Origin of the sequence: Nostocoides veronense (genome assembly GCF_039531185.1) — a bacterium.
GTDB lineage: Bacteria > Actinomycetota > Actinomycetes > Actinomycetales > Dermatophilaceae > Nostocoides_A > Nostocoides_A veronense.
Map to the genome: position 1 here is coordinate 220,528 of NZ_BAAAPO010000042.1, position 24,642 is coordinate 245,169.

Sequence of the window (24,642 nt, forward strand, 5' to 3'; positions counted from 1 at the left end):
CTCACCCCAGGTCCAGGGCTAGTAGGTCGTCGATGGTTTCGCGCCGGATCAGCACGCGCGAGGTGCCGCCCTTCACCGAGATGACCGGCGGGCGCGGCGTGTGGTTGTACTGGCTCGACAGCGCGCGGCAGTAGGCGCCGGTGCCGGGGACGGCCACGAGATCGCCGGGACGGATGTCCGCGGGCAGCCACTCGTCTTGGACGACGATGTCACCGGCCTCGCAGTGGCGGCCTACAACACGGACGACGATGGGCGCCTCACTGGAACTGCGGCTGGCGAGGGTGACGGAGAAGTCAGCGTCATAGAGCGCGGGGCGCGCGTTGTCGCTCATGCCGCCGTCGATGCTGACATAGGTGCGGATCTGGCCGTCACCGATGACGACCGGCTTGACGGTGCCGACTTCATAGAGGGTGAACATGGCCGGGCCGACGATCGCGCGCCCGGGCTCGATACTGACCTTGGGTATTCCGTCCAGCGAGCCATCACCGACGGCCTTGAAGGCGTGCTCGACGATATGCGCCATCTCGTCGGCGAGCACGGCCGCGGAAAGCGGGGTGTGCTGGCTGGTGTAGGCGATGCCGTAGCCGCCACCGAGGTCGATTTCCGGTGCGGCATAACCCAATTCGTCGCGGATCCGTTGGTGCAGCTTGACCAGGCGTTGGGCCGCCATCTCGAAGCCGGAGGTGTCGAAGATCTGGCTGCCGATGTGGCTGTGCAGGCCGAGGAAATGCAGCTCGGCGGGGTGCGACAGGATCTCTCGGGCGGCGTTGAACGCGACCTCGCCGCCGAGCGAGAAGCCGAACTTCTGGTCCTCGTGTCCGGTCGCGATGAACTCGTGTGTGTGCGCTTCGACGCCGACGGTGACGCGCAGCATGACCGGGGCGACGACCCCGAGTTCGCGGGCGAGGGCGACGATGCGGTCGATCTCGTCATACGAGTCCACGACGATTCGGCCGACCCCGTAAGTGAGTGCCTGACGCAGCTCGGCGACCGTCTTGTTGTTGCCGTGGAAGCCGATTCGCTCGCCGGGGAAGCCGACGCGTTGGGCGACGGCGAGTTCGCCGCCGGTGCACACGTCGAGGCTCAGCCCCTCCTCCATCACCCAGCGGGCGACGGCGGCGCACAGGAAGGCCTTGCCGGCGTAGTAGACGTCGGCGCCGCCGCAGAGACGATCGAAGGCCGCGGCATATTCGTCGCGAAAGGCGCGGGCGCGGGTCCGGAAGTCGTCCTCGTCCAGGACGTATGCCGCGGTGCCGTGCTCGGCGGCCAACTCGCGGACGTCGACCCCACCGGCTTCCAGGGCGCCGTCGTCGCGGCGGCGCACCGACTGGCTCCAGATGGCCGGCGTGAGCGCCATGACGTCATCGGGAAACGGCAGGTAGATCGGCGGCCCGCCATAGCCATCGGCGTGGAGGACACCAGCCTCATGCGCGCGCATGGGTTACATCCGCTCGGGCGCTGAAACGCCAAGCAGTTCAAGGCCATTCGCGAGCACGACGCGCGTGGCGTCGTTGAGCCACAGGCGGGTGCGGTGCAGGTCGGTGACCGGCTCGTCGGCATTCATCGGACGCACCCGGCAGGTGTCGTACCACTTGTGGAAGTGGGCGGCGAGGTTCTCCAGGTAGCGTGCGACACGGTGCGGCTCAAGGAGCGAGGCGGCCTGCGCGACGACTCGGGGATAGTCGCCGAGGATCGCCAGCAGGGCGGCTTCAGTCGGATCGGACAGCAGCGAGGGGTCGAATCCGTCCTCGGTGCGGACGCCGTCTTCGGCGGCCAGCCGCGCGACATTGGAGGTGCGGGCGTGGGCGTACTGGACGTAGAAGACCGGGTTGTCATTTGTCTGGCGGCGCAGCTCCTCGCCGTCCAGGGACAGTGGGCTGTCCGCGGGATAGCGGGCGAGCGAATAGCGCAGGGCGTCGCTGCCGATCCACTCGATCAACTCGTCCATATAGAGGGCGTTGCCGCGGCGCTTGCCCATCCGCTCGCCAGCGATGCTCACGAGCTGGCCGATCTTGACCTCGATGTTGTGCTCGGGGTCGTCGCCGGCGCACGCGGCGATGGCCTTGAGCCGGTTGATATAGCCGTGGTGGTCGGCGCCGAGGAGGTAGATCTTCTGGTCGAAGCCGCGGTCCTTCTTGGACAGGTAATAGGCGGCGTCGGCGGCGAAATAGGTCGGCACGCCATTGGCGCGGATCAGCACGCGATCCTTGTCATCGCCGAAAGCGGTAGTGCGCAGCCAGATTGCGCCCTCGCTGTCGAAGACGTGGCCCTGCTCGCGCAGGCGCGTGACGGCCTGCTCGACCGCGCCCGCGTCATGCAGGGCGCGCTCGGAGAACCACACATCGAAGACGACGTGAAAGCGCTCGAGGGTGTCCTGGATCTGCGCGAGCTGGATCGGATAGGCGACATCCCAGGCGGCATTAAGGGCCTCGTCGGCTGGCAGGTCGAGGATGTCCGGGTGCGCGGCGCGGACCGCCTCGGCGAGCGCCTCGACATACTCCCCGTCGTAGCCGCCCTCCGGCGCGGGCTCGCCGCGCAGCTTGGCCAGCACCGAGCCGCCGAGCTTGACCACCTGGCCGCCGGCGTCATTGATGTAATACTCCGCCGCGACCTGCGCGCCCGCGGCGCGCAGCAGCCGCACCATGGCATCGCCGAGGGCCGCCCATCGGGTATGCCCGATGTGGAGCGGGCCCGTGGGGTTGGCCGAAATGTATTCGAGGTTGACGACGCGCCCCGCCTCGCTGCGGCCGCGGCCGTATGCCGTGCCCGCCCCCACGATGGTCCGCGCGAGTTCCCCGGCGCTCGCCGCGTCGAGGGTGAGATTCAGGAAGCCGGGGCCGGCGACCTCGACGGCGGCGATGCCGTCGACGGCTTCCAGCTTCGCGGCGAGCTTGGCCGCGACCTCGCGCGGCGGCATACCGGCCTTCTTGGCCAGTTGCATCGCGACATTGCTGGACCAGTCCCCGTGCCCGGCCTGGCGGGGGCGCTCGACCCGCAGATCGTCGGGCACCTCGACCGCGAGCTCGCCGGCGGCGACGAGTTCGGTGAGGGCAGCGCGGATCGCGGCAGCCAGTTGCTCGGGGGTCACCGGGCGATTCTACGAAGGTGGGCGGCAGGCTCGCGCCACCATTCCAGCCGATTCACGCCGCCTGGCATCCGGCTGATAGCCTCACTCCCCGGCGCCAAGCCATCTTGGCCCCCGTAGCTCAGGGGATAGAGCACCGCCCTCCGGAGGCGGGAGCGCAGGTTCGAATCCTGCCGGGGGCACCAAACCGAACTCTTTCAAACCTCCGTTCCCAAAGAACGGAGGTTTGCGCTCTTCCCCGGGCTCTTGGGGGCCCTGGGCGGCCGCCAGCGCCGCCCTGAGCGGGGACGTGCCGGCATGGGGGCCTTGGTCTGGAGCCTGACATAGGACTGTGCCTGTTAGGGCCGCTTCGGCGCCGAGCAGGACCATGAGGTCTGGGTGGGTCAGCATGGCGAGCAGGTCATCGAGTTCGCCGGTAACAGTCTCGTCGTAGACCCAGATCCGAGTGAAGATGGCTTGGTTGAGGATGCGCCGGTCGGCATCGCTGGCGTGCTCGTAAAGCTGCGCGCAGTTTTCGAGCAGGTCGAGCGCCCGGGTCAGGGTTTCCTTCTGGATGGTGGTCGTTGTGGCTTGGGCTGCGAGTCGTCCCTCGATCTGGTCGCGTTGGCGCCCGATCCGGTCTTGTTCCTCTTCAGCAGGTCGAGCGGTATGGCGTCGGAGTAGTGGGCCTGGAGCAACTTGCCTCGCTCATCAAGCAATCGTTGGCGTTGCCGAGTCAAGCTGCGCACTTTTTGCTCGCTGTCGTCGCGACGGCGGTCGAGGTAGTCCTCGACGGCCGACTGGATGGCCTGGCGTTGCTCGGGCGCCAGGCGGATGCGGGCGTACTCGACTTCGACCAGTTCTTCAACCAGGGATATGGGCGCAGCCCGCCGTTCGCAGCTGGTGGTCTTCTGGTGTCGTCCAATGCAGACGAAGTAGGGGTACTCCTGGCCTGGTCGTGGCCGGGCGATGGTCACGATGAAGCGGGAGGCACAGTGGCCGCAAAAGATGCTCCCACGTAGGTAGTGCGGGTGTTCACGCTCCTTTTCGCCGTGGCGATGGCTGGCCAGGACGTCTTGGACCCGCGCCCAGGTAGTGGCATCGACTAGCTTGTCGTGCCGCCCATTGGGGTATTGGACGCCTCGGTAGGTGACCACGCCCTTGTAATACGGATTGCTCAAGATGGCATGCAGTTGCGTCCGCCTCACGGCTTTCGCCGGGGCCTTGGCAGTCGGAACGGTCGTGAGACCACGCGCTTCCAACTCAGTGGCCAGCTTAAGCAGGGTCCACTCCCCCGTGGCGTAGGCCTCGAACGCCCAGGCGATGAGCGGCGCTCGGGTCGGATCGAGCGCGACGGTGCGCACGGGTTTGCCAGAGTCGTTGTTCTGCATGACGTTGCGGTAGCCGATGGGGGCTCTGCCGGGGGTGCCGCCGGTCTTGGCTTTCTGACTCATGCCTTTGACGACCTCAGTCGCCAGGTTGCGCGAGTAGAACTCGGCAATGGAGCTCATGATGCCGTGCAGCAGGATGCCGCTCGGGGTTTCGTCGATATTCTCGCTGGCGGAGACAAGGGTGACCCCGGCGTTCTTCAGCGCCAGGGAGATTTCGACGTCGTCAATCCGGTTCCTGGCTAGTCGGTCGACCTTGTGGACGATGACGTACTTGACAGGCTTGTCCTGGATGTAAGCCAGCATCCGCTGGAGCTGTTCACGGTCGGCGCTCCTTGCCGATTCGCCGCGGTCGACAAACTCATCGACGATGACGGCGCCGAGGCTGTGGGCTTTGCGGCTGTTTGCAGCTCGCTGAGCAGGGATGGAGTAGCCCTCTGGGTCGCCATCTCGTTCTGCTTGCTCCTTGGTGCTGACGCGCAGATGGCTGACGGCCGTGACGGTTGCCAGCGGGGCGACTGCTTGTAGGCTCACACGAAACTCCTTCTCGGATAGCGGTCTTGGGCGAAGCGGAAGCGTTGGGGCTGCCAAGTAGGTGTCGAGATGGGGCGGGCGCAGCGGCCACCTTGGGTTTCAGCCTGCATCTCTAGCTCGGGGTCGACCTCGCGGGACAGGCCGGTTTGGTCGAGGCGGACTTCGATGGCTTGTTGGCTAACGCCGAAGTGAGCTGCCAGGTCGTCGGTGCGTTGGATACCACGGGTCCAGGCGCGTTTCAGTTCGCGCTTGGGGACGAGGGCGCAGCCGGCGACATGTCGGCGGCTGTTTCGGCTTGCTGGCGGGCGGTCAGGGTGACGCCCCGCCGGGTGACGTCGCGGTAGAGCCGGTCGCAGGCGCCGTGGTCGATGATGTGCTTGAACTCATGGAGCAGGGTGAAGCGCTGCCGAGCCGGGCTCCTCTGTATTGAGCCCCGGTCTTTCATGAGGGCGCCGGGGTCGGGTGAGTGTTAGGGGTTGGGGTGATCGGGTGCTTGGCGGCGGTTTCGGGCGTGACGACGGACCGGCTGGCGCTGCCGGGCTGCGGTTCTCCGGTGGTGATCTCGATGTGCGGACGGGACTGGTCAGGCTGGTTGGGGGACCGCCGCGATACTCGCGAACACGGCGACGATCGCGGTCGCCCAGGGCCACGTTTCCGGAATTCTCAGCTGTCGTTGACGCTGCCCTCGGACGGGGCGGGCGGGCACGTGCAGGAGCCGGTAGCGCAGTGCTTTTGGTTCACACGACGCGAGAATGGGCGGCGTCGCCGGTGAGGGCGAGCAGGCGGGTCCAGGCGGTCAGGTCGGCCGCGACCTGGACGAGGGTGAGCCAGGCCTGGTTGATCGCGAACTCACGGGATGGGAACCGTCTCAGGCCGGTGTCTTTGGCGTTCCGGATGCGGTCTTCGACGCGAGCGTGGGCGCGGTGCCGGGCCTCCAGGAAAGCTAGCTGCCCGGCGCCGGTGTTGGTGACGAAGGCTTGGTAGCGCCATCCGTCGTGCTCTTCGAACAGCGAGAGTTGAGCGCCAGGGTGGGGGCGTTCGCGGCGGATGATGACCCGCATCCCCTCCGGCCATCGGGACAGGTCGAGCAGCCCGGTCAGCTCGGCCACATCACCGCCATCACGGATCCCACCGTCGGCATCGAGGGCCGGGGTCCACACCGTCTTGGGTACGAGCCGGATCGCGTCGCGGATCGTCTCGGTGACCGCGAACCCCACGCTGTACTCCACGGATCGGCCGCGGACCTGGCCTTGACTGGTGAGCCAGTCCAACAGCCCGTGGGAGGCGCCGGCGCCGTCGGAGCGGATCAACAGCGTCTTGCGGTAGGCGGCGGGGACCTGGGCGATCGCCTCGGACAGGATCTCGACGTGGTCCGCGGACGTGTTCGAGCCGGCTTCCCCGGCCGTAACATCGCCGCGAGGAACTCACCGGTGTTGTCACACCACACCCCGATCGGGTGGCACCCGAACGTCCGCTTGAACGTGGCCGACGCCTCTTCCTTCTCACTGTGCGTGACCACGACCGTCGCGTCGACATCCAGGACCACGACCGTACCCAGGTCGGCCCCAGCCACCGCCGAGGCCGGGACCCCGTCAGGGAACTGCCCCCACACCCGCCGGCGGACCCGAGCCCGAGCGGCAGCGATCTTGCGGCGCCGGCCCGCCGTGACATCGTCCAGCATGCGCCACACCGTCGGCGGCGACGCCACCGGACCCAACACCTCCCGTTGATGCCGCAGCACGTGCATATCAGCAATGGCCTCACCCCCGTCGGCGAGCAGCACCGCCACGTCAACCAGCACCCGAGCACGGTCATGCCTGGGAGTGAACCCGCGGCGAGTCATCGCCACCGACAACTGCTCGGTCAGACCGGTCCGGTCAGCCAGCAGCCGCATCGCGATACTGCCCGCGTGGGCCACCACGCCGACCCCGTCGGCGGACCCGGACAAGCCCTTCGACCACGCTGTTTCACCTACGGAGTGCCTTCCACTCGGGAACCTCAGACCATCGACAAGTCCAAGTTTCCCCTGCAGGACAGGCACTTCCGTACGTTCAAGCCCCAGACGCGCCGATCAGCCGTGAACGATCCGGGCTAAAGCCGCAGGTCAGAGGGATGAAAGCATAAGCGTGATAGCACGACGGCTGCACGCGCTCCACCCCATGGCAACGACAGGGGTGTTCCGTGAGCCCTTGCAGGACTAGTGTCTGTCCATGGTCCCAAGTGCTCTCCGCTACCCCGAGAACAGCATGGAGTTCGCGCCGACCTACCCCGACGACATCCCCGAGCACTGGCAGCGATTCTTCGACCTTCGCGAAGAGCTCCTACTCGGCTACGGCTACAACACGGCCCGGGCTTACTGGGCGGATCTGCAGGACTGGTTCGAGTGGGCGGTAGCGAGGGACAAGGATGTGATGGCGCTCACGAAGCGGGACCAGAAGCAGTACTACGCGCTGTTGCGGCGGCGTGGGTATAGCGAGAGCACTGTTCGGCGACGTGGAACTTCGTTGAGGCTCCTTGGCGCGGATTCTGGTGCAGCACGGTGACGACGTCAGTGGCCGCGTGCGCCAGCCGACCCGACATGATCCTGCATGTCAAGCCAACTGCGGTGGATGGATGAGGGTCTTGGCCTTCCCACAAACCAGTAAGTCGCGAAAGGGCACGTCGTTCAAACCGAGGCGACGTTCGTCTCGGCTGCGCTATCGGCTTCTCAGCCCCCTTGAGGGTGGACTCGGACGCGTTGTCCACGGATTGCTCATGACTATCGGGGTCGTCTTGCTGTCTCTAGGCGTCGCTCGGGCAGCAACGATGGGATTCGACAGGTGCACCATTGCACTACTGCTCTTTGGTGCTGCCAGCTTCATGGTCACGCCGTGGATGTCACGCGCTGAACTCGGGCTTCACAGATGGCAACGGTACGAAAGAGCGCCCCTTTCATCCAATGTAGGAACTTATCGCGCACCGCGCATCCGTTCACGACCAAAGATTGACGAAGCAGTAATGCTCGCTACTGCTTTGTCGGCGCCTCGAGAATTGATTCCAAGAATACGCGAGTATGTCACTCCACAAACCCGCGCACTTCTGGTTCGGACGGAACTAACCATTGGCCCCCTCCCGACCGGGCAGGGCGACGTGTACTTCCCTGTGCATGTTTCTCGAAAGGGACGGCTTCTCGACGATCTGCAAGTGAGGGACTCCTCCGGAGCAAGCGTTCCGATCATTCCGTATGCCGAAGGAGTCGCCTTCGTGCTCGGAGCCATTCGTATATTGATCAAAGAAGGAACAGACCTCGACGGGAAGCAGTACCGCCTCAAATACGAGGACCGCGTATACCGACTGATCTCACAACGCTCCCCTCGTACTTCCCGTGAAGAGCTTGAGCTAGGAAATGTAATTGCTGAAATGCGCCGCGACATGGGAGATACTGCCTATTCCGATACCATCCTGTATATGGTTGATCTTCTGACAACGAATTACTGTCAATTCGCAGCCCTTCGTGCAAACTCGGTTGAGCTGCAATCAACGCTCACTGTAGAGTATCGACGCATAAACGATTTTCATCGCTCCCGCGCATTCTCCGCTGGTTCAGCTCTTGCTCGCGCGCGGGCCCTCCTAGGCGTACGTCCAGCCACGTACGAAGTGAACATAATGAACGCAAGTAGGTGTGCGAGCTACCACCTAGAATTCATGGGACCGAAGGGCACCTATCTGGCTCGCCAAGAATTGGTTGGCCTTCGACAGATGCCCAACCAGGCGGATGAGAGTCCGAAGTTCACCCAAGTAGACTTTACAGAGAAGCTTCACGCCAGATATCATCGACGTCGGCGTCGACGAGGGCAACGGTATGCCCACCTATACGTGCGGGGCGCAACTAAGGCGCTACGAAGAGATCGAATGCACATAGTTGTCTCATTCTTTGAACGACCACCGGGGTCAGTCGGCGAAGCAGCAGTAAGTTCATTCTCGAGTACCCTATTAATTCTTGCAGCTGGTCGAGCACTTTCGTCCTCCCACGGGCAATTGCGCGGCGACATCATGGCGCTTCTCCTGGCGCTTCCCGTAGCCGCGTCTTCTTGGATTGGATTGAAACGAGAAGAAAGTGCAGTGGGTGGGGTAATGAGTGCTCGACTTGGTAGTCTTGTCACCTTTGTTGTGTCGTTAACTGCCGCAATCTCCGTTCTCGGTTCTATCGGCTGGCCGAAGTCGTGGGATCCGCAGATCGCCCTTCTTGGTGCTGCCGGTGCGTGGGCCGTAATGTTGGGAATATCATGTATCACTTCGTTCCTCCTCGCCATTTCTTGGTGGCGAAGGTCGTCTGCTTACTCCGCCATGCTTGCGCGAGGTGAGACCGCTTCTGAATACGACTAAGATAAGTATTGAATTTCAACTGTCCTATTGTAATAATCGCTAAAGAAGGGATGATCAGTATGACATCATGGATAGGGTCGAAAGAATAGTGGCTAAGGTCAAGGATCGACCCCCGACCGAAATGGGGTCTTGGGTTTTGGATGGGCTTACGGACCCTCAGCCCACAACCGAAATAGTGGGGCGCCGAGAGGCTCGGATGGATAGCTTTCTTGCTCGCGATGGTTTGAGAAAGACGATCAAGCACCGGAAGAGGTTGAAAGAGCAAAGGCGCCAGGTCAAGTCTGGAAGTGCGTCGCGTGAGCAACAATGAAAGCTAAGGGATAGGCATCCCTAACTGGATATCATCGATCTCCCGCGAAATAGCTCGGATTTCGTGCGACGACAACACTTGGATAGGCCAGGGTTGAATAGTCGGGTCATCGTTTTTTGGCTGTATCAACGATGTGAGGCGGACCTCACTCCTCGCAACGCACGACTATCGACGCCCCCTGCTTAGAGACCCCTCAGGAGCGCTGGGACGCGTCGAGGACCTCGCCGACGAGCTCTTCGAGGACGTCTTCAAGGAAGACCACGCTCTGGGTATGGCCGTCCGGGTCGACGACGCGGGCCAAGTGCGAGCCGGTCTGCTGCATGGTCGCCAGCACATCCTCGACCTCGTCCTCGGGACGCACCGTGGCGAGGCGGCGGTGCCGCTTGGTCGGGACGGGCAGGTCATAGTCGGCCTCCCCGGCATACAGCACATCCTTCAGATGCAGATAGCCGGAGATCTCCCCCGCCGCATCGAGAGTAGGAAAGCGGGAGAAGCCGGTCTTGGCCACCAGCCGCTCAACCTGCGCCGGCGTGGCGGCCTCGGGCAGGGTAACCAGGGCATCGACCGGGACCCCCACATCGCGGGCCGACTTGTCGCTGAACTCCAGCGCGGCGCCGAGCAGGTCGAATTGGTCCTCCTCGACCAGGCCCTCGCGGTGGGATTCCTCGACGATGTGGTGCACCTCCTCGGCGGTGAAGGCGCTGGTCACTTCGTCCTTGGGTTCGATCCCGAGCCGGCGCACGATGGCCTTGGCGATCGATTCCATGACGTGAATGAAGGGCCGCAGCACCCGGGTCACCCAATACAGCGGCGGCACGAGCACCAAGGCCGCGCGTTCGGGCGAGGAGATCGACAGATTCTTAGGAATCATCTCGCCGACCACGACGTGCAGATACACGACGATGAGCAGCGCCAGCCCGAGCGCCAGACCGCTGACCACGGCCTCCGGCACGCCGAGCGAGGTGAGCGGCGCCTCCAGCGCGTGATGCAGCGCCGCCTCCGAGATGGCACCGAGCAGCACCGAGCAGACCGTGATGCCGAGTTGGGCGCACGCCAGCAGGCTGCCCATCTGCTCGGAGGCATCCAGGCAGATTCGAGCCGCCCGGCTCCCACCTTCGGCCAACGGCTCGAGTTGGCTGCGCCGAGCCGCCATCGCGGCAAACTCGGCGCCGACGAAGAAGGCATTGAGCAACAACAAGAGGATTGTCAGCCAGATCGCGGGGCTCATACCTGCTCCCCCTCGTCGGGCCGCAGGCTGTTGTCGGCGCCCTCCGGCGGCAGCGGGACCATCCGCAGCCGGTCGACGCGCCGCCCATCCATGTCGACGACGACGATCTGCCAGCCCGGCAGGTCGACGCGCTCGCCGACCTGCGGGACGCGACCCAGGGCCGCCATGACAAAGCCACCGACGGTTTCGTATGCCGGACCGTCCGGCATCGGGGCCCCCACCCGGGAGCGCACCTCGTCCGGGCGCCACAGCCCGGGGACGATCCATGTCCCGTCAATGGCCCGGCGCCCCGTGGTCTCGGAGCGGTCGTGCTCGTCACCGACATCGCCGACGATCTCCTCGACGACATCCTCAAGGGTGACGACGCCGGAGGTCCCGCCATACTCATCCACCACCACGGCGAACTGCAGGCCGCTGGCGCGCAGCTGATCCAGCAACGGATCCAGGCGCAGGGTCTCCGGAACAACCACCGGATCGACCATCAGCGCCGACACCGGGACCGACCCCCGCCGCTCGCGGGGCACGGCGATGGCGGACTTGACGTGCACTACCCCGTCGATGTCATCCCAGTCCAGGGCCGTCACCGGGAAACGTGAGTGTCCGGTATCGCGGGCCAGCGCCACGACCTCGGCGGCGCTCGCCGTGCGTTCGATGCTGTTGGCTCGGCCGCGCGGCGTCATGACATCGGCGGCCGTCTGCTCCCCGAACCGCAATGAGGCCGTCACCAGCCGCCCAGTGCCTTCGTCAAGGGTTCCGGCCGCGACCGACCGGCCCACGAGTGAGGCCAACTCCTGCGGGGTGCGCGCGGCGGACAACTCCTCCTGTGGCTCGACGCCGACCAAGCGCAGGAAGGCGTTGGCCGAGCCGTTGAGGACGGCGATGAGGGGCTTGGCCGCAACAGCGAAGATCCGGGTGGGCCCAGCGACCTTCTTGCCCACGCGCAGCGGGGCGCTGATGCCGAGGAATTGCGGCACCAACTCGCCGAAAATCATCGAAAAGAGCGTGGCGATGACCAGGGCCACCGCACTGCTCACGGAGCCGCCCGCGGACGTTGGCACTCCGAGTGCGTCGATGCCCGGCCGGATCAAGGTGGCGATCGACGGTTCCGCGATGAAACCGAGCACCAGCGTGGTCAGCGTGATGCCGACCTGGGCCGCGGATAGCTGGGTCGACAGGCCCCGCAGCGAGGCCAAGACAGTCTCGGCCTTGCGGTCCCCCTGCTCGACGGCCCGCTGGACCGTGGGCCGGTCGAGAGCGACAAGGGAGAACTCGGTGGCGACGAAGAGTGCGGTCCCGGCCGTGAGGGCGATCGCGCCGAGCAGCAGCAGCCAGGGCACCATAGTGGCGTCGATGATAGTCGGACGAACGTGATTGACTGGCCGCGCACATCGCACCGAACCGTCCCTGGGGGGATGAATGACCAGCACTGCCACCGCGATCGAGATCGAGGGGCTGACCAAACGCTTCGGCGACTTCGTGGCCGTCGACAACCTGAGCTTCCATGTCGAGCCCGGGCGGGTCACCGGCTTCCTCGGCCCCAATGGCGCCGGCAAGACGACGACCTTGCGCATGGTCCTCGGCCTGATCCGTCCGAGCGCCGGCCGCGCCACGATCGGCGGCCAGGAATATGGCGCCATCCCGCAACCCCTGCGCACCGTCGGCTCGGCGCTCGAAGCAACCAGCTTCCACCCGGGCCGCACCGGCCGCGACCACCTGCGCGTCCTCGCCGCGACGGCGGGCGTCTCCGACAAGCGGGTCGATGAACTCCTGGAGCTCGTCGGCATCCCTGCGGCCGCCCGGAAGCGAGCCGGCGGCTATTCCATGGGTATGCGGCAGCGCCTCGGCCTCGCCGCCGCCCTGCTCGGTGACCCTCAAGTGCTTGTCCTCGACGAGCCGGCCAATGGCCTGGACCCCGAGGGCATCCGGTGGCTGCGTGGCTTCCTGCGTCACCTGGCGGCCGAGGGCCGCACGATCCTCGTGTCCAGCCACATGCTGCAAGAGGTAGAGCAGACCGTCGACGATGTCGTCATCATCTCCAACGGCCGTTTGGTGCGGGCCGGCACGATGGCGAGCCTGCACGGCCCGGCGAGCGCCGAAGTGCACACCTCTGATCCCGCCAAACTCGCCGGCGCGCTTCGCATCGCCGATGTGACGAGCACCCCCGCGAGCGAAGGCCGGTTGATCGTCGAGACCGACGATTTGCGCCTGATCGGGGATGTCGCGATGCGCGTCGGCCTGCCGATCTGGCTTCTCCAACCCCGGGTCAGCGACCTGGAAGGCATGTTCTTCGCCCTGACCGAGGGCCAAAACCGCAACTTGGGCGCCGATGCCGCCGCCCCGCAAGACCGCGATCTGATCGCCGGTCGCGAGGGAGGGAACGAAGCATGATCGGTGCGATCCGCTCCGAAATCCGCAAGGTCTTCACCACCCGGCTGTGGTGGGGGATGGGTCTGGGGATGGCCGCTCTGGCCGCCCTGATTTCGATGGGCTTTGCCGCCCTGCTCGGCAACGCCGATATGGACGCCGGCGAGGGTCAGGGCAATCCGTTCGCGCAGATGTCGATCGGCACCGCCCAATTGATCTATAACGCCGGGCTCGTCCAAACCATGACGACCCTGTTCCCGCTGGCGCTCGGCGTGCTGCTGATCACCAGCGAGTACCGCCACAAGACGATTTCCGCGACCTTCCTCTCCACCCCCAACCGCTGGGTGGTCCTGATCTCGAAGGTCGTGGCGGTTGTGGTCACGGGTGCGCTGTATGCCGTGCTGCACGCGGCCGCGAGCATCGCCGGCGGCGCCTCGATCGTGAAATTCGTCAAGAATCAACCGACGCTGCTGGGCGAGCCGGAGATCTGGAAGTCCCTCGGCATCGGCATCCTGGCCTTCGCGATCTGGATGTTGCTCGGCTTTGGGATCGGCATGCTCATCCGCAACCAGATCGCGGCCGTTCTGATCGCGGTTGGCGTGACCTTCGTGGTCCAGATTGCCCTGAACATCATCTTCCAGGTCAAAGAGTGGTACTCCGCGATGAAGTGGATCCCGGGGAATCTGACCGGCCAGATGGTCATCACCAGCAATCCCCTCGAGGGCCAGGCCATTGACCCGAAAATCCAGGCGCAGTATTGGGATCACTGGTGGCAGGCCGGCTTGGTGCTGGTGGTGTATGCCGCCGTCCTCTCGGTTCTCGGAGCCTGGCTGACGACCCGCCGCGACGTCACCTGACCGGTCGTCATACCCCTGGACCCGGCAGGCTCCCGGGGTCCGGACGAGCGGTCGGAGCGGTGGGCTCCCGGGGTAGGCTTGGCCGGGTTCAGATGTGTACGTCACCGATGACGATGTGAAAGAGGCGTTCGGCCGTGGCTGACTCCCCGACTCCCGCGAATCCCATCGAGGCCTTCGGCCCGAACGAGTGGCTCGTGGATGAGCTGTACGAGAGCTACTTGAAGGACCGCAACTCGGTAGACCGAGCGTGGTGGGACTTCTTCGCGACCTACAAGCCGGCGGGCGAGGTGTCGGGAAATGGCGCCAATGGCGCCTCCGCACCGGCAGCCCCGGTGCCGGCACGGGCCGCAAGTCCCGCCCCTGCGGCGCCTGCGCATACGCCGCAGGTCGCCCCGGCAGATTCCGGCCCGGTGGGTTCGGCGGCGGAATCCGGGCCCGACCAGCCCGCCACGAGCGGTCAGGCCCCGGTGCCAGCCGACCCGCCGGCAGCCAAGACCGAGCCTCGCGCGCCCGAGCGCCCGAAGCCGACCGCGGCCGGCGCGACCCCGCGCGATGCCGCCCGCTCGACGCCGGCGTCGGCGACCAACGAGCCGACCGTCTCCCCGATCCGCGGCGCCAGCGCCCGGGTGGTGGCGAATATGGAGAGCTCGCTCGCCATCCCCACCGCCACCAGCGTGCGCAGCGTCCCGGCCAAGCTGCTGATGGACAACCGCGTCGTCATCAACAACCACCTGCGCCGCACCCGCGGCGGCAAGGTCTCCTTCACTCACATCATCGGGTTCGCGCTGGTCAAGGCGATGGCCGCGATGCCGGAGATGAACAACAGCTATGCCGAGGTCGACGGCAAGCCGGCCCTGTCGGTGCCCGCGCATGTCAATCTCGGCATCGCGATCGACTTGGCCAAGGCCGATGGCACCCGCCAGTTGCTCGTGCCGTCGATCAAGGCCGCCGAGACCATGGACTTCAGCCGCTTCTGGACGGCATACGAAGAGATCATCAAGAAGGCCCGCGGTGGCAAGCTGACCGTCGAGGACTTCCAGGGCACGACCGTCTCCCTCACCAATCCCGGCACCATCGGCACCGTGCACTCGGTGCCGCGCCTGATGCAGGGGCAGGGCACGATCATCGGCGTCGGAGCGCTGGAGTACCCCGCCGAATGGCAGGGCGCGAGCACCACCGTGCTCAACCGCAATGGCGTCAGCAAGATCCTCACCCTGACCAGCACCTATGACCACCGCATCATCCAGGGCGCCCAGTCCGGGGACATGCTGCGGACCATCCACGGCCTGCTGCTCGGCCAGGACGGCTTCTACGACGAGATCTTCGAGTCGCTGCGTATCCCCTATGAGCCGGTTCGCTGGGTCCAGGACATCGACGCTTCGCATGACGACGACATCAACAAGGTCGCCCGGGTCCAGGAGTTGATCCACTCCTATCGCGTCCGGGGTCACCTGATGGCCGACACCGATCCGCTGGAATACCGCCAGCGCCGCCACCCCGACCTCGATGTCACCAACCACGGCCTGACCTTGTGGGATCTGGACCGGCACTTCGCCACCGGCGGCTTCGGCGGCGAGCCCTTCCTGCCGCTGCGCAAAATCCTCGGCATCCTGCGCGATTCATACTGCCGCAGCATCGGCGTCGAATACATGCACATCACCGACCCCGAGCAACGCAAGTGGATCCAGCGCAAGGTCGAGGTCGGCTATGCCAAGACCTCCCGCGACGAGCAGTTGCGGATCCTGCGCCGCCTCAACGCGGCGGAGGCCTTCGAGACCTTCCTGCAGACCAAGTTCGTCGGGCAGAAGCGCTTCTCCCTCGAAGGTGGCGAGTCGGTCATCGCCCTGCTGGACCGGGTTTTGTCCCGCGCCGCTCAGGACGGGCTGGACGAGGTGTGCATCGGTATGCCGCACCGCGGGCGCCTGAATGTGCTGGCCAATATCGCCGGCAAGTCGCCCGGCCAGATCTTCCGGGAGTTCGAGGGCAAGAGCGACCCGAAGTCGGTCCAGGGATCCGGCGATGTGAAATACCACCTCGGCACCGAGGGGGTCTTCACCGCCGATAGCGGCGCGACGACCAAGGTCTACCTCGCCGCCAACCCCTCACACCTTGAAGCCGTCAACCCGGTCCTGGAGGGCATCGCGCGCGCCAAGCAGGACCGGATCAATCTCGGCGGCGAAGACTTCACCGTCCTGCCGGTGCTGCTTCACGGTGACGCGGCCTTCGCCGGCCAGGGCGTCGTCGCGGAGACGCTGAACCTCTCGCAATTGCGTGGCTACCGCACGGGCGGCACGGTGCACGTCGTCATCAATAACCAGGTTGGCTTCACGACCGCGCCGAGCAGCTCACGCTCCTCGATGTATTGCACTGATGTCGCGAAGATGGTGCAGGCGCCGATCTTCCACGTCAATGGCGATGACCCCGAGGCCTGCGTGCGGGTGGCCGAGCTGGCCTACGAATTCCGCCAGGAGTTCAACAAGGATGTCGTCATCGACATGGTGTGTTACCGCCGCCGCGGGCACAACGAGGGCGACGACCCGTCGATGACGCAGCCGTTGATGTACAAGCTGATCGACGCCAAGCGCAGCGTCCGCAAGCTATACACCGAGGCCCTAATCGGTCGTGGGGATATCTCGCAGGACGAGGCCGAGGCCGCGCTGCGCGATTACCAGCAGCAACTCGAGAATGTCTTCGTCGAGACCAAGGAAGCCCTCAAACACACCGATCGGCCCGAGCCGACGGCCGCTGGGACCGACGCTGAGGGTCACTCGGGCCTGGAACCACCCATTGCCCAGACCACCGATGTGACCAAGCATTCGGCGACGCAGACGGCCATCTCCCCCGAGATGCTGCAGCGGATCGGCGATGCGCACCTCGACCACCTCGCCGACTTCACCGTGCACCCGAAGCTGGCGCAGCTGATGGAGCGTCGCGCCGCCTCGGTGCGCGAAGGCGGCATCGACTGGGGTATGGCCGAATTGATCGCCTTCGGTTCGCTGCTCATGGAGGGCACCCCGGTGCGGATGTCCGGCCAGGACAGCCGCCGCGGCACCTTCGTTCAGCGGCACGCCGTGCTCATCGACAAGGTGAGCGCCGACGAGTGGACGCCGCTGCGCTATCTCAGCGACGACCAGGCGAAGTTGTGGATCTATGACTCGCTCCTCTCCGAATACGCCGCGATGGGCTTCGAGTACGGCTATTCGGTCGAGCGGCCGGACGCCCTCGTGCTGTGGGAAGCCCAATTCGGCGACTTCGTCAATGGCGCCCAGACGATCATTGATGAGTTCATCTCCTCCTCGGAGCAGAAGTGGGCGCAGCGCTCCTCCGTCGTGCTGCTGCTCCCGCACGGGTATGAGGGCCAGGGCCCGGACCACTCCTCGGCCCGCATCGAGCGCTTCATGACGCTGTGCGCCGAGGACAATATGACGGTTGCCTACCCGAGTTCCCCGTCGAACTACTTCCACCTGCTGCGCCGCCAGGCCTATGCCCGGCCGCGCCGACCGCTGGTCGTCTTCACCCCGAAGTCGATGTTGCGTCTGAAGGCTGCTGCGGCGATGCCGGAGGAGTTCACGACCGGAACCTTCCGACCGGTGATGCCGGACCGCCCGAATGCGACGCCGGACAACACGGCGGTGGATCGGGTGTTGCTCGCCTCCGGCAAGGTCGTCTACGAACTCGAAGCCGAGCGCGAGAAGCGCGGCGATACCCGCACAGCAATCCTGCGCCTGGAGCAGCTCTACCCGCTCGCGGATGCCGAGATCGCCGAGGCGCTGCGCCACTACCCGCAGGCTGAACTCGTCTTGGTGCAGGACGAGCCGATGAACCAGGGCGCCTGGCCCTATCTCGGCCTGAACCTGCCGGCCGCCTTGGCCGGGCACGGCTACACCAAGCCGCTGCGCGTCATCGCCCGGCCGGCTTCAGCCAGCCCCGCGACCGGCAGTTCCAAGAAGCATGCCGCTGAGCAGCAGGCGCTGCTCGACGCCGCCTTCGGTCGCTGATCACGGGCGATGTATTTCACCGACCGCGGCATCGAGGAATTGGAGAGCCGCCGAGGCGAGGAGGATGTGACCCTCGCCTGGGTGGCCGACCAATTGCGATCCTTTGTTGACGAGCACCCGGAGTTCGAGGTGCCGATCGAGCGGCTTGCGGCCTGGCTGGCACGGCTGGACGACCCCTTCGAGGACGAGGACTAGCGGCCGCCCAGGCACGGGTCCCCGCGACCGGTCAGCAGGCCATGCCCGCGGTCGAGCCGGCACTGCCTCCCAGCTGTTGACGGCCGCGCTATGAGGCGGTCGCGCCAGCCGCCTCGAGGATGACGTCGAGGGCCGGGACCAAGGTCGCGGCCATCTCGTCATACGCCTCCCTCGGCAGGCCATAGGGATCGGGGATATCGCTGGGCACAACGCTGGGGCGGTGCATCGCCGCCGTGCGAACCGCAGCACGCCAGGCCTCCGGGTCGGCGCCGGGCGCAGCGCTGGTCCACCGGAGCAAGTCCGCGAACTCCCCGACGGTGAAGGTGCGTTTGAGCGCCGACGGGGCCTCCGCCAGGATGAGCTGCCGGTGGTCCCGGGTGGCCGCGAGGATGAGGTCTGCAGCCTCATAGTGGGCGCGAACGGCATACCTCGGCTCGTGGTCGTCGACGGTGATGCCATGCCGCTGGGCGAGGTCCCGAATGGGCGGCGGCACCTCCAGACCGCGATACCACCCCGTCCCGGAACTGGTGACGACGAAAGCCCCCGGGGCGAGTTGGCTCAGGCGCTGGCGCAGATAGGAGGCCGCGAAAGCGGACCGGCAGATATTTCCGGTACAGACGACGTGGATGGCGAAGGGCTTAGATGAATCGGTCACGGATCAATCCCTCACTCGGCTGCCCAGAGCTCCCGTCAGCGGGCGTAATCATCATGAAGGCGCTGGATGTCGGATTCGTCGAATGAGCCATAGGCGATTTCGAGGATGCGGCCGATATTGTCAGAGGTGTTTCCCACGCGGTGAAGAGCGCCGAGCGGAATCCAAAACGAATCTCCCGGCTCGGCGATGACCGTCTCATCGCCGATGGTCACCTCCAATGGACCATCGAGCACGCGCCAGAACTCGGCGCGGTGGGTGTGCGTCTGCAGGGAGAGGCGAGCCCCGGGGACGATCGTGAGGATCTTGACCGTCGTCTGTTCGTTCAGCGTCAGCTGTTCGAAACCGCCCCAGGGCCGTTCTTCGACGAACATCTCAGGACGAGGGTCGGGGATCGGGGACATGATTTCCTTCGACGGCTGCACGGGTCTCGACACTGCTGGGAGGCATCCACCCCACGTCGAACAGGGATTATCTTAACGGCCGCCCAAGCGTGAGTCCTCTTGGTGCGTGGCGGCCACCGCAGCCGCGACGGCCGGCGCGACGCGATCGTCGAAGACGCTCGGCACGATCATGGCGGCCGTGGGATCGCTGACCAAGGAGGCGATCGCGCGCGCGGCCGCCAGCTTCATGGCCTCGGTGATTTCGCCCGCCCCGCAATCGAGCGCGCCGCGGAAAATCCCCGGAAAGGCCAGCACATTGTTGATTTGGTTCGGATAGTCGGAGCGGCCGGTCGCGACCACCGCGGCGTGCCGAGCGGCGATTTCCGGATGCACCTCAGGAGTCGGATTCGCCAAGGCGAAAATCGTCGCCTCGGGCGACATGCTGGCCACCTGCTCTTCGGGCACGGTGCCACCGCTGACCCCGATGAAAACATCCGCACCCACCAGCGCGTCGGCCAGTGGGCCATCGAGTCCGCGCGGATTACTCGTGGCGACCAGACGGGCCTTGTGCCCGCCGAGACCCACGCGCCCAGGGCCGAGGATGCCTTGGGAGTCACACACGACGAGGTCGTCGATGCCGACGGCGAGCAGGAGTTTGGCGACGGCCACACCCGCTGCGCCCGCGCCGCTGATCACCACCCGCATGTGGGTCACCTCGCGGCCGAGTACCCGTGCCGCGTTCAGCAGGCCAGCGAGCACGACAATGGCTGTTCCGTGCTGATCGTCGTGAAAGACCGGAATATCGAGGCGTCGGTTCAGGCGCTCCTCAATCTCGAAACAACGCGGCGCCGAAATGTCCTCAAGATTGATCCCGCCGAAACTCGGGGCGAGACGAATGATGGTGTCGACTATTTCCTCGACGCTGCCCGACTCAATGCACAACGGGATGGCATCAACCCCGCCGAATTGTTTGAAGAGGACAGCCTTACCCTCCATGACCGGCATAGCCGCCAATGGCCCGATATTGCCAAGCCCAAGCACCGCTGTCCCGTCACTGATGATCGCGACCGTATTTGCGCGGGCGGTATAGCGCGCCGCCAGCGTGGAATCCTTGGCGATGGCTTCGCTGACCTTCGCGACGCCGGGGGTATAGAGCAGCGCCAAATCGTCGCGGTCGAGGAGGGGCTTGGTCGCGAAGATGGCGACCTTGCCGCCCTCGTGGGCGCGAAAGATCGGGTCGTCGGACAGATCTGCGGTCTCGGCGTTCGACGGCTCACCGCTCGGCATGACTGTTCGCTCCTGGTCTGGCACCCATCGGCCGGGTGCTCGGTTGAGTCGTGCTGGCCGGGTGTGGCCCACTCGGGCGGACGGCGGTGACCGTAACGTTGGAGCATCGTGTCACACCTGCCCCGAGGCTTCACCGTGGTTCGCGTCACGGGATCGTCCATGGAACCCACTCTGCGCGAAGGCGATCTGCTGCTCGCTCGCGCTGGCGCTCGTCCGCGCGCCGGCCGCATCGCGGTCGTCCGTCTGCCTCCCGATTCCGACGGTATGCCGCGGCCCCTGTCGGTCAAGCGGGTCACGGGACGTGACCCGGCGGACCCCGCCCGGTGGTGGGTCGAGCGAGACAGTCCTCGTGAGGGCGTGGACAGTTGGCTGGTTGGATCGCTGGCCGCCCGTGACATCCTCGGAACGGTGCTGTGGCGCCTCTGGCCACGCCCTGGTCCCCTGCCGAAGGTGCCCGCGGCGTAGGTTGGTCTTGTACGGCAGGGTGCGCCCTGCATACCCGCGAAAAGAGCAGAAAGGTTCACCGATGTTCCGCACCCGCTTCACCCCCGTCGCGGTCAGCGCTCACTGCGACCTGCCGTGTGGCGTTTATGACCCCGCCCAGGCCCGCATCGAGGCCGAGTCGATCAAGGCCGTATGCAAGAAGGTCGCCGACAACGACGATGCCGACTTCCGGGTCCGCGCCGCCATCATCAAGGAGCAGCGATCTGAGCTGGTCAAGCACCACCTGTGGGTGCTGTGGACCGACTACTTCAAGCCGCCGCACTTCGAGAAGTTCCCCGAACTGCATACCCTCGTCAACGAGGCCACCAAGCTCGCGGGTGCTTCCGGCACCAAGGGCAGCTTCGATGAGTCGGTCGCCGACGACCTGCTCGCCAAGATCGATCGGATCGCCGAGATCTTCGCGGAGACCAAGAAGGCCTGATCCGCGAGGACGCGTCGGCAGCTCCCGCTCACCCCAGTTGGGGTGAGCGGGCGCTGCGTTCGGTGACCCTCGTGAGCGCATCGACCACCGCCGGGTCGTACTCATAGCCGAGCCCTAGATGGATCCGTTCGAGGGCCGGGCCACGGGCCGTGCGTCGCCCCTGGGTCAGGTCGTCATACGCATTGGCGACACGCAGAATGCGCGCGGTGATCGGCAGGACGGCGCCGAATTCGCGCACCTCCCGATATTGCGCCGCGCTGCCGATGATGGCCTCGACAACCTCATCGGAGGCACCCGCCTGCCGGGCCAAGAAGATGGTCTGGCGGTTCACATGGGCCTGCTCGGCGGGCGCGGCAAGGATGGTCGCGCCGTCGGGGATGGGTTCGTTGAGCGTGACCTGGCCGACATCGTGCAGTAGCCCGGCGTCGAAGAGCACCTGCAGATCGCCCGGGCTGAGGCCGAGTTCTTCGCCGATGGTCTGGGCGAGGCGCGCCACCCGGCCCGCGTGCCCCTTGGCCGTGTGTCCCGTCTCGTCGGTCAGGCGGGAGAGGGCCAGCACGAGTTGGCGCTGGGTCGCCTCGATCCGTCCGGCACGCCGCAGGCCAAAGAGCGCGATCGCGATCGGCCAGATGAACAGGGGTATGGCGATCGGCCCGATGATCGGCGTCGTCACGGCGATCAGGGCCCCGCCATTGGTCATCATCGCCCCGATGGCCCCGGAACGGGCCAGGTCGAGGCGGATCAGGGTGAGGAATGGCACGTGCAGGGTGCGCACCCGGCCAAAGGTCCAGAGCACCAAATCCACCAGGACACCCACCAGGGCGACCCCGATCAGCCAGAAGGCGGCCACCAGGGTGGTCACCTCGGGTCTGGAGACAATGGTCAACACCGAGCCATCGCCGACATCCCAGCGGGCGATCGCCGCCGCACACGACAGCCCGAGATAGCGGCAGACGTGATCGAAGACATCTGCTGGGCGGCCAGACAGGGCAGCGAGCATCCCGCCAACGGTCATGGGCGCCGCAAGCAGCAGCACGCACAGGCCCCAACTCATCGGCGGGCTACCCGACATGGCGGGGGTGAGCACCATACCCATCCCCGCGGCTGTGGTGATCGGCGCCATCTGGCGCCCGATCTGGTTCACGACGACCAATTCGCCGACCGCGACCACGAGGATCGCGGTGACAATCGCCGGCTGCGCCGTAGGACCCAGATCGCCGCCGTCGGCGACGACGCGAGCGATGGCGGCCAACGTCACGCACCATCCCAATCCGATGATCAGGCCCCGCCTGCCCCGCAGACTCATGCGCGATGCCGCCCGACCATAGGTGGCAGCGGATCGATCCGATCCACCACCCGGCGTAGCGCGACCAGGATGATGCTGTCGAGGTCGCTGCGACCGGCAATCGCGTCGTAGGCGGCATACCGGTCCCCGATGAGCGGGTCCCGGCGGGCCACAACATACGCCTCCGCCACCGAGATGACCCGCCCGGCGGTCGCCGTCGATGTCGAGGCGCCATCGCGGCGATGTTCGAGGATCGGCAGGATGCCTTGGAGGAAGTCGACTTCTGTCAGCGCCCGCGCAGGGCGGGGCGCCGGCTCCACACCGCGTGGTGTCGACAGGCTGTCCAAGCGATACAAGGCACCGGCCAACGCGAGGTCCTCCGAGCGCGACGGGCCGAGGTCGATCTCTTCCGCGAGCCATTCCGCAAGGCGGGCGACATCCGCGGAATGCGCGGCCGCGCCAGGAAAGCGGGCGTCGATCGCGGCATTGAGCGTGTCCACGACCCGCACCTGCATCAGATCTTCAGCACGTTCGTGGCCAAGCGCCCACCGCGCGGCGACCAGGCACGGCAGCAACAGGACGATCGATCCCGGACCGCCGCCGGCGATCTGCCAGACCGTGACAATGAGGATCGACAGGCTGCCCGTTGCCAGATACGTCAACCCGCTGCGCAAGATGAGCGCGCGGAACTGATCTGCGAGAGCCACCGCACGCGAGGCCCATTGCACCAACGAGATCAACCAGGCGTTAACGACCAGTTGCAGGAGATTGGCTAGCAACAGAGCCCATCCGATGTGCACGACCACGGGGGCGCCCGCCGCTGCTCCATCGACAAGAACCGGGCCCCGCAGCGACCAATACGCGAGGAGGCCCGCCATTCCGACGACCACCGACATCGCGGCATTGAAAACCACCCGGATCGGCGCCTGACGTCCCGCTTGCGCGAGGGCATGCGCTGCCGCAAGCAGCGGCAGACCAGCAGCCAGGCCGAGCGGGACGGCGGCGAGCGTCAAGGCAGCGAGCATGGAAATATGCACGCGCCGCGAGGACGTCGACGGTGATCGCGCCGGAAGATTTCCGGCGGCTGCTACCAGGATGAGGACCCCCAAACCGGTCCAATCCGTCACCGGGCCGGCAATCGGACGCAGAGCCAGATAGGACGCTATGGCCAGGAGCACCGTGCCCGCGACCACGAAGCGGGTGCTGACGGCATATCGATGCTCGGGGCGAGCGATCCGGCGATAGATCCCGAGGGGGGAGGGTTGCCCCTCGGCGCGTTCAGGTGTCAGCGGGAACCCTGGATGTCCCAATCCCACACGCGCGGGCCCTTGCCAATCTCGGACGTTCCCGGGTTCCCTGGTCCTTGACCCGCAGGCCCGGCAGTGCCGTTGGCGCTGGTGCCGGGATTGCCGTTATTGCCACCACTGCCCTCGTCGCCAGCATGGGCGGTCGATATCGGGACGAGAAGAGCGACACTCAGACTCGCCGCAACACACACACGTCGGGGGAAGGACATTTTCGGCTCCGGAGGGCAACGGCTCGGCCCGCGCCAAGCAGCATCGTTGCGCCAAGTCTCCCACGCAGACGCGAAATGCGGAATGCCCGCTAGATTGGCCGACCGGCAGGTGTCCTGCCCTGCGACGGAACTATGGGAGACTGGATGGTGGTGGTCCCGCCGGTCGGCTGGGACGGCAATCCCCAAACATTGGAGTCATCATGAGCAAGCGTGCACGCAAGCGTCGTGACCGGAAGAAGAAGGGCGCCAACCACGGCCGCAAGCCGAACGCCTGAGCTCAACCGCTCGCAC

The 24,642-nt window shown here is 65.9% G+C and carries 19 protein-coding genes, 1 tRNA gene and 1 pseudogene; 9 read left to right on the forward strand and 12 right to left on the reverse strand.

What is annotated here, in order from left to right; all coding sequences use genetic code 11:
• Position 1: 1 nt before the first annotated feature.
• Positions 2 to 1,438, reverse strand: a complete 1,437-nt coding sequence (gene lysA / locus ABD225_RS14080; RefSeq protein WP_344086649.1) for a diaminopimelate decarboxylase — start codon at positions 1,436 to 1,438, stop codon at positions 2 to 4.
• Positions 1,439 to 1,441: 3 nt separating this feature from the next.
• Complete coding sequence (argS, locus tag ABD225_RS14085; RefSeq protein ID WP_344086652.1) at positions 1,442 to 3,088, reverse strand: arginine--tRNA ligase; 1,647 nt, start codon at positions 3,086 to 3,088, stop codon at positions 1,442 to 1,444.
• A 107-nt stretch (positions 3,089 to 3,195) separates the two neighbouring features.
• Here argS and ABD225_RS14090 point away from each other — a divergent pair.
• Positions 3,196 to 3,270 (forward strand) — tRNA-Arg (locus ABD225_RS14090).
• A gap of 351 nt (positions 3,271 to 3,621) precedes the next feature.
• Here ABD225_RS14090 and ABD225_RS14095 read toward each other — a convergent pair.
• The 3 genes and pseudogenes from ABD225_RS14095 to ABD225_RS18755 all read right to left on the reverse strand — a co-directional run bounded on the left by ABD225_RS14095 (position 3,622) and on the right by ABD225_RS18755 (position 6,988).
• Positions 3,622 to 4,986, reverse strand: a complete 1,365-nt coding sequence (locus ABD225_RS14095; protein WP_344086655.1) for a recombinase family protein — start codon at positions 4,984 to 4,986, stop codon at positions 3,622 to 3,624.
• Positions 4,983 to 5,342: an ImmA/IrrE family metallo-endopeptidase gene (locus ABD225_RS18840; protein ID WP_486348476.1), complete on the reverse strand. Its 360-nt coding sequence runs from the start codon at positions 5,340 to 5,342 to the stop codon at positions 4,983 to 4,985. The genes ABD225_RS14095 and ABD225_RS18840 overlap by 4 nt, the downstream gene beginning before the upstream one ends.
• 227 nt (positions 5,343 to 5,569) lie before the next feature.
• Positions 5,570 to 6,988 (reverse strand): annotated as a pseudogene (locus ABD225_RS18755) (IS1380 family transposase).
• Between the two features lie 208 nt (positions 6,989 to 7,196).
• Between ABD225_RS18755 and ABD225_RS14110 the strand changes: the two are divergent.
• The gene (locus ABD225_RS14110; RefSeq protein ID WP_344086661.1) at positions 7,197 to 7,529 is read left to right on the forward strand and encodes a site-specific integrase; all 333 of its coding nucleotides are present in this window, start codon (positions 7,197 to 7,199) and stop codon (positions 7,527 to 7,529) included.
• A 2,325-nt stretch (positions 7,530 to 9,854) separates the two neighbouring features.
• Here the strand turns inward: ABD225_RS14110 and ABD225_RS14115 are convergent.
• Complete coding sequence (locus tag ABD225_RS14115; protein WP_344086664.1) at positions 9,855 to 10,889, reverse strand: hemolysin family protein; 1,035 nt, start codon at positions 10,887 to 10,889, stop codon at positions 9,855 to 9,857.
• Positions 10,886 to 12,229, reverse strand: coding sequence for a hemolysin family protein (locus ABD225_RS14120; RefSeq protein ID WP_344086667.1), 1,344 nt, complete (start codon positions 12,227 to 12,229; stop codon positions 10,886 to 10,888). Before ABD225_RS14120 ends, ABD225_RS14115 begins: the two co-directional genes overlap by 4 nt.
• A 76-nt stretch (positions 12,230 to 12,305) precedes the next feature.
• On the opposite strand from ABD225_RS14120, the gene ABD225_RS14125 reads away from it, so the two are divergent.
• The 4 genes from ABD225_RS14125 to ABD225_RS14140 all read left to right on the forward strand — a co-directional run bounded on the left by ABD225_RS14125 (position 12,306) and on the right by ABD225_RS14140 (position 18,303).
• Positions 12,306 to 13,277: an ABC transporter ATP-binding protein gene (locus ABD225_RS14125; RefSeq protein WP_344086670.1), complete on the forward strand. Its 972-nt coding sequence runs from the start codon at positions 12,306 to 12,308 to the stop codon at positions 13,275 to 13,277.
• Positions 13,274 to 14,110, forward strand: a complete 837-nt coding sequence (locus ABD225_RS14130) for an ABC transporter permease (RefSeq protein ID WP_344086673.1) — start codon at positions 13,274 to 13,276, stop codon at positions 14,108 to 14,110. Before ABD225_RS14125 ends, ABD225_RS14130 begins: the two co-directional genes overlap by 4 nt.
• A gap of 134 nt (positions 14,111 to 14,244) precedes the next feature.
• Entirely contained in the window at positions 14,245 to 18,108 is a 3,864-nt protein-coding gene (locus ABD225_RS14135; protein WP_344086676.1) for a multifunctional oxoglutarate decarboxylase/oxoglutarate dehydrogenase thiamine pyrophosphate-binding subunit/dihydrolipoyllysine-residue succinyltransferase subunit, read from the forward strand.
• 9 nt (positions 18,109 to 18,117) lie between these two features.
• Positions 18,118 to 18,303: a DUF6104 family protein gene (locus tag ABD225_RS14140; RefSeq protein WP_344086679.1), complete on the forward strand. Its 186-nt coding sequence runs from the start codon at positions 18,118 to 18,120 to the stop codon at positions 18,301 to 18,303.
• An 88-nt stretch (positions 18,304 to 18,391) separates the two neighbouring features.
• Here ABD225_RS14140 and ABD225_RS14145 read toward each other — a convergent pair whose 3' ends face one another.
• Genes ABD225_RS14145 through ABD225_RS14155 form a run of 3 tightly spaced genes read right to left on the reverse strand, consistent with a single transcriptional unit; the run spans position 18,392 to position 20,625 of the window.
• Complete coding sequence (locus ABD225_RS14145) at positions 18,392 to 18,958, reverse strand: arsenate reductase/protein-tyrosine-phosphatase family protein (protein WP_344086681.1); 567 nt, start codon at positions 18,956 to 18,958, stop codon at positions 18,392 to 18,394.
• A gap of 35 nt (positions 18,959 to 18,993) precedes the next feature.
• On the reverse strand, positions 18,994 to 19,380 hold the full coding sequence (locus ABD225_RS14150; protein WP_344086685.1) for a phosphomannose isomerase type II C-terminal cupin domain: 387 nt from the start codon (positions 19,378 to 19,380) through the stop codon (positions 18,994 to 18,996).
• A gap of 51 nt (positions 19,381 to 19,431) precedes the next feature.
• Positions 19,432 to 20,625: an NAD(P)-dependent malic enzyme gene (locus ABD225_RS14155; RefSeq protein WP_344086688.1), complete on the reverse strand. Its 1,194-nt coding sequence runs from the start codon at positions 20,623 to 20,625 to the stop codon at positions 19,432 to 19,434.
• Between the two features lie 135 nt (positions 20,626 to 20,760).
• Between ABD225_RS14155 and ABD225_RS14160 the strand changes: the two genes are divergently transcribed.
• The gene (locus ABD225_RS14160; protein WP_344086784.1) at positions 20,761 to 21,090 is read left to right on the forward strand and encodes a S24/S26 family peptidase; all 330 of its coding nucleotides are present in this window, start codon (positions 20,761 to 20,763) and stop codon (positions 21,088 to 21,090) included.
• A gap of 61 nt (positions 21,091 to 21,151) precedes the next feature.
• Positions 21,152 to 21,550 carry a superoxide dismutase, Ni gene (sodN, locus tag ABD225_RS14165; RefSeq protein ID WP_344086691.1) on the forward strand — a complete coding sequence of 133 codons (399 nt, stop codon included), beginning with the start codon at positions 21,152 to 21,154 and terminating at the stop codon, positions 21,548 to 21,550.
• A 28-nt stretch (positions 21,551 to 21,578) separates the two neighbouring features.
• Here the strand turns inward: sodN and ABD225_RS14170 are convergent, their stop codons facing one another.
• Positions 21,579 to 22,808: an HD-GYP domain-containing protein gene (locus ABD225_RS14170; protein ID WP_344086694.1), complete on the reverse strand. Its 1,230-nt coding sequence runs from the start codon at positions 22,806 to 22,808 to the stop codon at positions 21,579 to 21,581.
• A gap of 44 nt (positions 22,809 to 22,852) precedes the next feature.
• The gene (locus ABD225_RS14175) at positions 22,853 to 24,151 is read right to left on the reverse strand and encodes a hypothetical protein (RefSeq protein WP_344086697.1); all 1,299 of its coding nucleotides are present in this window, start codon (positions 24,149 to 24,151) and stop codon (positions 22,853 to 22,855) included.
• Between the two features lie 400 nt (positions 24,152 to 24,551).
• On the opposite strand from ABD225_RS14175, the gene ABD225_RS18760 reads away from it, so the two are divergent.
• A complete protein-coding gene (locus ABD225_RS18760) occupies positions 24,552 to 24,626 on the forward strand; it encodes a 50S ribosomal protein bL37 (RefSeq protein WP_369299113.1) in 75 nt (24 codons plus the stop codon).
• Positions 24,627 to 24,642: the final 16 nt, after the last annotated feature.

What these genes read in the sequence shown, in the direction of transcription:
- lysA (WP_344086649.1), bottom strand. Translation starts at nt 1,438, where the DNA reads ATGCGCGCGCATGAGGCTGGTGTCCTCCACGCCGATGGCTATGGCGGG.
- ABD225_RS14110 (WP_344086661.1), top strand. Translation starts at nt 7,197, where the DNA reads ATGGTCCCAAGTGCTCTCCGCTACCCCGAGAACAGCATGGAGTTCGCG.
- ABD225_RS14115 (WP_344086664.1), bottom strand. Translation starts at nt 10,889, where the DNA reads ATGAGCCCCGCGATCTGGCTGACAATCCTCTTGTTGTTGCTCAATGCC.
- ABD225_RS14120 (WP_344086667.1), bottom strand. Translation starts at nt 12,229, where the DNA reads ATGGTGCCCTGGCTGCTGCTGCTCGGCGCGATCGCCCTCACGGCCGGG.
- ABD225_RS14125 (WP_344086670.1), top strand. Translation starts at nt 12,306, where the DNA reads ATGACCAGCACTGCCACCGCGATCGAGATCGAGGGGCTGACCAAACGC.
- ABD225_RS14130 (WP_344086673.1), top strand. Translation starts at nt 13,274, where the DNA reads ATGATCGGTGCGATCCGCTCCGAAATCCGCAAGGTCTTCACCACCCGG.
- ABD225_RS14140 (WP_344086679.1), top strand. Translation starts at nt 18,118, where the DNA reads ATGTATTTCACCGACCGCGGCATCGAGGAATTGGAGAGCCGCCGAGGC.
- ABD225_RS14155 (WP_344086688.1), bottom strand. Translation starts at nt 20,625, where the DNA reads ATGCCGAGCGGTGAGCCGTCGAACGCCGAGACCGCAGATCTGTCCGAC.
- sodN (WP_344086691.1), top strand. Translation starts at nt 21,152, where the DNA reads ATGTTCCGCACCCGCTTCACCCCCGTCGCGGTCAGCGCTCACTGCGAC.